This window comes from Stenotrophomonas sp. PS02298 (assembly GCF_029959445.1).
Classification (GTDB): domain Bacteria; phylum Pseudomonadota; class Gammaproteobacteria; order Xanthomonadales; family Xanthomonadaceae; genus Stenotrophomonas.
This window is the reverse complement of the sequence record NZ_JASCOR010000201.1, coordinates 1-6,806: the sequence shown is the minus strand read 5'-3', so window position 1 is coordinate 6,806 and position 6,806 is coordinate 1. Positions and strand designations below refer to the sequence as shown.

Annotated in this window: 8 protein-coding genes; 5 read left to right on the top strand and 3 right to left on the bottom strand. The window is 64.7% G+C overall.

Annotation, left to right across the window (positions count from 1 at the left end; genetic code table 11):
* Nucleotides 1-57: 57 nt before the first annotated feature.
* A complete protein-coding gene (locus QMX78_RS19285) occupies nucleotides 58-387 on the bottom strand; it encodes a metalloregulator ArsR/SmtB family transcription factor (protein WP_282272603.1) in 330 nt (109 codons plus the stop codon).
* Between the two features lie 81 nt (nucleotides 388-468).
* On the opposite strand from QMX78_RS19285, the gene QMX78_RS19280 reads away from it, so the two are divergent.
* The 3 genes from QMX78_RS19280 to QMX78_RS19270 are packed head-to-tail and all read left to right on the top strand — an operon-like array spanning nucleotide 469 to nucleotide 2,197.
* Entirely contained in the window at nucleotides 469-1,359 is an 891-nt protein-coding gene (locus QMX78_RS19280; protein ID WP_282272599.1) for an MBL fold metallo-hydrolase, read from the top strand.
* Entirely contained in the window at nucleotides 1,356-1,769 is a 414-nt protein-coding gene (locus tag QMX78_RS19275) for a YeeE/YedE family protein (protein WP_282272597.1), read from the top strand. Before QMX78_RS19280 ends, QMX78_RS19275 begins: the two co-directional genes overlap by 4 nt.
* Nucleotides 1,766-2,197 carry a DUF6691 family protein gene (locus QMX78_RS19270; RefSeq protein WP_282272595.1) on the top strand — a complete coding sequence of 144 codons (432 nt, stop codon included), beginning with the start codon at nucleotides 1,766-1,768 and terminating at the stop codon, nucleotides 2,195-2,197. Before QMX78_RS19275 ends, QMX78_RS19270 begins: the two co-directional genes overlap by 4 nt.
* Before the next feature lie 140 nt (nucleotides 2,198-2,337).
* On the opposite strand, the gene QMX78_RS19265 is transcribed toward QMX78_RS19270, so the two are convergent.
* Together QMX78_RS19265 and QMX78_RS19260 are read right to left on the bottom strand one after the other, a co-directional pair.
* The gene (locus QMX78_RS19265; RefSeq protein WP_282272601.1) at nucleotides 2,338-3,000 is read right to left on the bottom strand and encodes a response regulator transcription factor; all 663 of its coding nucleotides are present in this window, start codon (nucleotides 2,998-3,000) and stop codon (nucleotides 2,338-2,340) included.
* Between the two features lie 111 nt (nucleotides 3,001-3,111).
* Nucleotides 3,112-3,909, bottom strand: coding sequence for a 3-hydroxybutyrate dehydrogenase (locus QMX78_RS19260; protein ID WP_282272594.1), 798 nt, complete (start codon nucleotides 3,907-3,909; stop codon nucleotides 3,112-3,114).
* 115 nt (nucleotides 3,910-4,024) lie between these two features.
* Between QMX78_RS19260 and QMX78_RS19255 the strand changes: the two genes are divergently transcribed.
* Together QMX78_RS19255 and QMX78_RS19250 are read left to right on the top strand one after the other, a co-directional pair.
* The gene (locus QMX78_RS19255) at nucleotides 4,025-5,857 is read left to right on the top strand and encodes a 3-hydroxybutyrate oligomer hydrolase family protein (protein WP_282272593.1); all 1,833 of its coding nucleotides are present in this window, start codon (nucleotides 4,025-4,027) and stop codon (nucleotides 5,855-5,857) included.
* A 252-nt stretch (nucleotides 5,858-6,109) separates the two neighbouring features.
* Entirely contained in the window at nucleotides 6,110-6,712 is a 603-nt protein-coding gene (locus QMX78_RS19250) for a HutD family protein (protein WP_282272592.1), read from the top strand.
* Nucleotides 6,713-6,806: the final 94 nt, after the last annotated feature.

Here is a 6,806-nt window from a genome sequence, read left to right as displayed (position 1 = left end):
ATGGAGCCCCGGGTGCGCTGCGCTTACCCGGGCTACGGAGTTCGGCGAATTGGGTGGTCAGGAACTCCGGATCTCGGTATTTCCGCAATACGCCGCATGCAATGCCTGCATCACGCCCAGCGCCGGGCTGTCAGCCAGCGTGTAGTAGATGGTCTGGGCTTCACGGCGAGTACTGACCAGCGCCGCTTCTCGCATTACCGCCAAATGCTGTGACAGCGCGGACATCGACAAGCCAACCTGCGCCTGCAATTCACCCACCGAGGCTTCACCCTCCACCAGGCGGCACAGCACGCGCAGGCGGGCTGGGTGGGCCAGCGACTTCAGCAGCTGCGCCGCCTGCTCGGCGTGCATCTGCATCTGCTCCATATCCATGTCTGAAGCGCGCATCATGAGCGTTGAGGTTCGGGCTTGTGCTTTGGAAGGTACTAGCCTAATTTAGAAAAAGCTAAATTAAAAGCGAGGCACCCCATGAGTCAGCCGCAGCCTTCATCGACCTTGATCGAACCGTTCTACGACAGGGACACCGGTACCTTCAGTTACGTGGCCTATGACCAGGTCGGGGGCATGGCCGTCATCATCGATCCGGTGCTGGATTACGAGCCCGCCGGTGCACGCATCAGCACCGCTTCGGCCGATGCGCTGCTGGAGTTCGTGCGCGGCAAGCTGCTGACCGTTGCGTGGATTCTGGAAACCCATGCACACGCCGATCATCTCAGTGCCGCCGGCTATCTTGCTGATCAGCTGCAGGCGCCGGTGGCCATCGGTCGCGGCATCGTGCAGGTGCAGCAGCACTTCAAGACGGTGTTTGGCCTGGGCGATGAGTTTATTGCCGACGGCAGCCAGTTCGACCGGCTGTTCGACGACGGCGATACCTTCAACGTTGGCGCCTTGGGCGCGCGGGTGATCGCGACGCCGGGACATACCGATGACAGCCTGACCTATGTGATCGGTGATGCCGCGTTCGTCGGCGATACGGTTTTTGCAAGCGATACCGGCACTGCGCGCTGTGATTTCCCCGGTGGCGATGCGCATCGCCTGTACGCATCGATCCAGCGCATCCTGTCGTTGCCTGCCGATACCCGCATCTGCCTGTGCCACGACTATCCGGGCAACCGGCGCGAGGCGCAGGCGCAGACCACGATCGATGAGCAACGGCAGAACAACGTGCATCTGAAGGGAGGCACCGACGAGGCAGCGTTCGTGCAGATGCGCCAGCAGCGTGATGCGACCCTGCCGGTGCCAAAACTGATCCTGCCTGCGCTGCAGGTGAATATCCGCGGTGGTCGCCTGCCGGAAGCCGATGCCAACGGTGTGCGCTATCTACGCTTGCCTTTGGATCAGATCGGAAAGCCGCAATGAACAGCTGGATGATGGCGCTGGCCGGTGGCGTGCTGATTGGTATCGCTGCCACCTTGCTGCTGTGGCTGACAGGGCGTATCGCCGGCATCAGCGGCATTGTTGGCGGTGTGCTGATGCCGCGCAGCGGCGAGCTGGCTTGGCGCGTGGCTTTCCTGGTTGGCCTGATCGGCGCCGGCGCCGCGTATCTGTGGCTGGTGCCGGGTGCGTATTCGCCACGACAGGGATTCTCGCCGTTGTTGCTGGTGATGGCCGGTGTGTTGGTAGGTTTCGGTACGCGCATGGGCAACGGCTGTACCAGCGGCCACGGTGTCTGCGGTCTGGGGCGCTTGTCGATGCGTTCGTTTGCCGCGGTGTTGACCTTCTTGGCAACTGCGATAGCGACCACCTATGTCGCGAGGCACTTGGTATGAGTACGTCACGCATCACCTTGGCTGCATTGGTTTCCGGTGCGCTGTTCGGTCTCGGCTTGGCGGTGTCAGGCATGACCGATCCGCAGCGCATCCTGGGTTTTCTGGATGTGTTCGGTGACTTCAATCCGGCGCTGATGTTTGTGCTGGGCGGCGCGGTGACTACGACGATGCTGCTGTTTCGCTTTGTGCTGCGGCGGCCGACACCGGTGTTTGCCGAACGCTTCCAGATATCGGACCTGCGCAGCATTGATCGACGGCTGCTGATCGGTGCGGCGTTGTTTGGTATTGGCTGGGGATTGGCTGGCTATTGCCCGGGCCCGGCGCTGGTCGGCCTGGGTGTGTTGTCACCGGAGACGTTGTGGTTTGTGCCGGCGATGGTGGTGGGAATGTTGCTGCATAAGGTGGTAAGTCGGAACACCAGCTTGTAGGAGCGGCCTAAGCCGCGAAGCTGGCATCGGTTCCGATACCGGAATAAATGCAATCAGGAGTGCGTGGGATTGGTTTGGCTGAAGCTGGGAGGTCTACCAGCTTCGCGGCTTAGGCCGCTCCTACAAGGCCTCAGCCGGGATCACAGCGCCTGCCGTGCAGGGTCGCTCAATTCCAGCTCACGCAACACCACGCTGGCCTGGGTGCGGTTGCGCACCCCCAGCCGCTCGAAGATGGCGGACAGATGGGCCTTGACCGTGCGTTCCTGCACATCAAGGCGGTCGGCGATCTGCTTGTTGAGCAGGCCTTCGGCGACCAGCGCCAATACGCGGAACTGCTGCGGTGACAGGCTTGCCAGCCGCGCTGCCAGTTCGCTGTCATGCGTGGACGATTGCGCGCGCGAAACCGAGGCGCGCAGCGCGGCCGGCAACCATTGCTCGCAGGCCATCACGCAGCGGATCGCCTCGCGCAGCTCGTTCAAGCCGGAACTCTTGGGCAGGTAGCCCGCAGCGCCATGATCAAGCGCACGCCGCACCACGCGCGGGTCGTCATTGGCCGACACCACGATAACCGCCACGCCAGGATGCTGGGCACGGATCGCCGCCAGACCTGCCAGGCCATGATTGCCCGGCATATGCAGGTCGAGCAGGATCAGGTCGGTATCCGGCGCAGCATCCAGTGCGGCCAGCACGCCTTCCAGTGATTCGGCTTCGCGTACCGTTAGATCGCTGACGGCCTCGCTGGCGGCCTGCCGCAGGGCGGCGCGGAACAGGGGATGGTCGTCGGCAATCAACAGGCTGGGCATGGCGGTGCTAACTGGCAGGAAGGAAGCGGGTGCCGGCTGCTCTGCAGCATGCACCCGGGGCAGTATGCCGTGGATTTCAGCCATTGCCCGCTTCCTCCTGCATTTCCAGACTTACTGTGCGGTCCAGCCGCCATCCATCGGCATCGCCGCGCCGGTCAGGTTGTGCGCCTCACGGCGGCACAGCCACACCACCATCGCGCCGATGTCTTCCGGCAGCGACATGCGCAGGCTGGGCTGCTTTTCTTCCAGCAGGGCGCGCACGCCGTCGTCGCGGCTGCCGCCATTGCGGTGGGCCTGGATCTGCGGCTCGATCAACGGGGTTTCCACCCAGCCCGGGCACACGCAGTTGACGGTGACGCCACCGCTGTCACGGCTGCCGGCAGCGGCATATTCCAACGCGGCGACCTTGCTCAGGCCGACGATGCCGAACTTGCTGGCCACATAAGGAGCCTTGTTCTTGGAGGCGACCAGGCCGTGCACCGAGGCGATGTTGACCACCCGGCCATAGCCGCGCTCGGCCATGCCCGGCAGCGCCTGCTGCATGGTGTGGAAGGCCGCGCTGAGGTTGATGGCGATGATGTCGTCCCACTTCTGTGGCGGCTGCTCGGCCAGCGGCGCGGCGTGCTGGATGCCGGCGCAGTTCACCAGGATGTCGATGTCGCCCCATGCCTGCACGGCTTCGAGCATGTGCGCGATCTGGTCGGGCTTGCGCAGGTCGGCATCGAAATGCTGCGATTCGCTGCCTGCATCGGTGACGCTCTTCAGCGCCGCCTCGATCTGCTCGGCGCTGCCGAGGCCATTGATGGCTACGCGCGCGCCGGCGCTGGCCAGGGCCTGGGCGATGGCCAGGCCGATGCCGGAGGTACTGCCGGTCACCAATGCGGTGCGGCCTTGCAGGAAGCGGTCCATGGGGAACTCCGATTGTTGCTTTGGGGGATGGTGGAAACCTAGCAGCCGTGGCGCTAAAAGCGTGTGGTACTTAAGTACGATGAGCCGGGTACTGCGGCTCTGCTAGGGTGCGTCCATGAGCCAATCCCTACTGCGCGCCGCCTGCGGCCTATTCGTCGGACTGAGCCTGGCCTCCTGTGCCAGCGGCCCAGCATCCAAGTCCGTGGAGCCTTCCATGTTCAGCAACGAACTCCGCAGCGAACACCGCGGCAGTGACGACCTGCTTACCGCCGGGCTCGGCCTGGCCGGCCTGCGCAGCATGGCGCCGCCGGCATTCGCCGACGCCAGTGCACCGACCGTCGATGAGCTGCGCCGCCGGGCGATGTGGGGCAGCTGGCGCGGTATTGCCGACCTTGCTCCCGGCGGTGGCTACGGCGAGTTGTTTGGCAGCCTGCAGAGCGTGCCCGGCCGGGAGTATTCGGCGTTCGCGCGCCTGCCCGGTGCCAAGCAGCCGCACCGCGTGCTGGCGCAGGTTCCAGACAATTTCGATACCGGCAAGCGCTGCGTGCTGGTCGCACCGGCGTCGGGCTCGCGTGGCATCTATGGCGCCGTGTCGGTCGCAGCTGCCTGGGGCCTGCCCAAGGGCTGTGCCGTGGTCTATACCGACAAGGGCGCAGGCAGCGATTATTACGATCTGAACGCACAGGTTGGCGTGCGTGCCAATGGCACGGTCGGTGCCTTGGGTGAAGTGAGCGACCTTGCCTTCGTGCCGGATGCGCCGATCAATGCTTCGGGTGTTGCATTCAAGCATGCGCACTCCAAGGACAACCCGGAGGCCGATTGGGGCCGCCACGTAAAGCAGGCCGCCGAGTTCGCGCTGCTGGCGTTGGCAGAAGCCTATCCGCAGGCTGCGCCTTTCACGTTTGAAAACACCCGCATCATCGCCGTCGGCATTTCCAACGGTGGCGGCGCGGTGCTGCGTGCGGCCGAGTTGGAAGGCGATTGGCTGGACGCCGTGGTGGCGGGCGAGCCCAGCATCTACTCCAGCGGCCCGGGCGCACGCGCGCTGTACGACTACACCACCGAAGCGGCGCTGTTGATGCCGTGTGCGCAGCTGCATATGAGCAACCTGCCGCAGCCGCCAATGACGGCTGCGCTGCAGTCCGGTGCCGCAGTGCGCTGCGCGACGCTGGCGGCGGAAGGTGTTATCAGCGGCGCGACTCCGGCTGCGCAGGCCAAATCGGCGTACGACCTGATGCTGAGCAAGGGCTGGACCGACGCATCGCTGCGTGCGGGTGCCTTGTCCACCGGCTTCGATCTGTGGCGTGCGATCGCCGCGACCTATGCCTCGGCTTACGGCCGTTATGGCGTGGGCGAGCACCCCTGCGGTTTCAACTTTGCGGCACAGAACCCGGACTTCTCGCCGCGCGCCGCGACCGCCGTCGAACGTGCGGCGTGGATCTCTGATGGCAGCGGCATTCCGCCGGGCGCAGGTGTTGGCCTGCTCGACAGCAAGGTCGCCTTGCCTGACCTGACCTATGCCGGCCTGAAGTGCCTGCGTGGTCTGTGGGACGGGCAGGGCGAAGACGCCAAGCGTGTGCAGGCCGGTATCCAGGCCACGCATGCTGGTTTGCCGCGCAAGGGCCTGCCGGTGATGGTGGTGCACGGTGCTGACGATGGTCTGATTCCGCCGGCTTTCAGCAGCGCGCCGTATGCGGCTGCAGCGAAGGCTGCCGGGCGCGAGGTGAGCTATTGGAAGGTGCAGAACGTGCAGCACTTCGACGGTTTCCTCGGTCTGCCGGATTACGGCTCGCGCTACCTGCCGCTGTTGCCGTATGTCTATGAGGCGCTGGATCGGGTGCAGGCACGCCTGGACAAGGGCACAGCCTTGCCGGCCGATGCGGTGATTGCGACCACGCCGAGGGCGGGCAAGCCGCTGACGGCGGAGAACCTGGCGATGCCGAAGTAAGCAAGGCTTCTGCCCCCTCCCTTTTGCGCAGCAAAGGGGAGGGTTGGGGAGGGGTTGCTTTGAGCCCCTCCATTTGCCGAAGGCAAGGGGAGGGTTGGGGAGGGGTGCTTTACGCCCCCTCCCTTTTGCGTAGCAAAGGGGAGGGCTGGGGAGGGGTTGTTGTTGCTATGCGCTGTTGGCTCTGTGGCTTCGCGGCTCACGCCGCTCCCACAAAAGAAGCCGCCATCCGTGCGCTGATGGCATCATTGCAGGATGCACACATTGAACTCTCCTTCCCGCGTCATCCCCTCCGCCATCTACCAGCGCGAGCGCTGGCGCAATGGTCTGGGTTGGACGCGCGAGATCCTGCGTCTGCCGGAGCAGGGCGATTGGCAGCTGCGTTTGTCGATCGCCGAGATCGAACAGGACGCGGCCTTCTCCGCCTTCCCCGGTGTCGAACGTGAGCTGGTGCTGCTGCAGGGCGAGGGCCTGCGCCTGCGCTTTGCCGATGGCCGTTGCGAAACCCTGCTGCCGCCGTATCAGCGCCTGCGCTTCGCTGGCGAGGCGGAGTTGATGGGTGAACTGGTCGATGGCGTGACCCAGGATTTCAATCTGATGTGGCGGCGTGAGGCGCTGCAAGCCGAGCTGCTGCACCGGCCGCTGGTCGGCAACATGCTGTTCTTCACCGAGCCGCAAGCGGCGTGGGCGATCCATCTATTGGCTGGGCAGGCCGAATTCGAAGGTGGCGTGCTGCCGGCAATGTCGGCGGGCGACACCGCATGGTTGGCGGCGGGCGAGCGGCAGCGTTACACGCTGAGCGGCGGCGGTGAGTTGCTGGCGATTAAGGTTGCCCCGGCTGTTGTAGGAGCGGCGTAAGCCGCGAAGCCAAAGAACCAGCGGTGCAAAGCTTCACCTGTAGTGCCGAGCCATGCTCGGCATGGGCATTACCGGTAAAGCCTCTGCCGAGCAT

Coding starts and splice junctions, on each gene's coding strand:
- QMX78_RS19285 (WP_282272603.1), bottom strand. CDS start 387: ATGCGCGCTTCAGACATGGATATGGAGCAGATGCAGATGCACGCCGAG.
- QMX78_RS19280 (WP_282272599.1), top strand. CDS start 469: ATGAGTCAGCCGCAGCCTTCATCGACCTTGATCGAACCGTTCTACGAC.
- QMX78_RS19275 (WP_282272597.1), top strand. CDS start 1,356: ATGAACAGCTGGATGATGGCGCTGGCCGGTGGCGTGCTGATTGGTATC.
- QMX78_RS19270 (WP_282272595.1), top strand. CDS start 1,766: ATGAGTACGTCACGCATCACCTTGGCTGCATTGGTTTCCGGTGCGCTG.
- QMX78_RS19265 (WP_282272601.1), bottom strand. CDS start 3,000: ATGCCCAGCCTGTTGATTGCCGACGACCATCCCCTGTTCCGCGCCGCC.
- QMX78_RS19260 (WP_282272594.1), bottom strand. CDS start 3,909: ATGGACCGCTTCCTGCAAGGCCGCACCGCATTGGTGACCGGCAGTACC.
- QMX78_RS19255 (WP_282272593.1), top strand. CDS start 4,025: ATGAGCCAATCCCTACTGCGCGCCGCCTGCGGCCTATTCGTCGGACTG.
- QMX78_RS19250 (WP_282272592.1), top strand. CDS start 6,110: ATGCACACATTGAACTCTCCTTCCCGCGTCATCCCCTCCGCCATCTAC.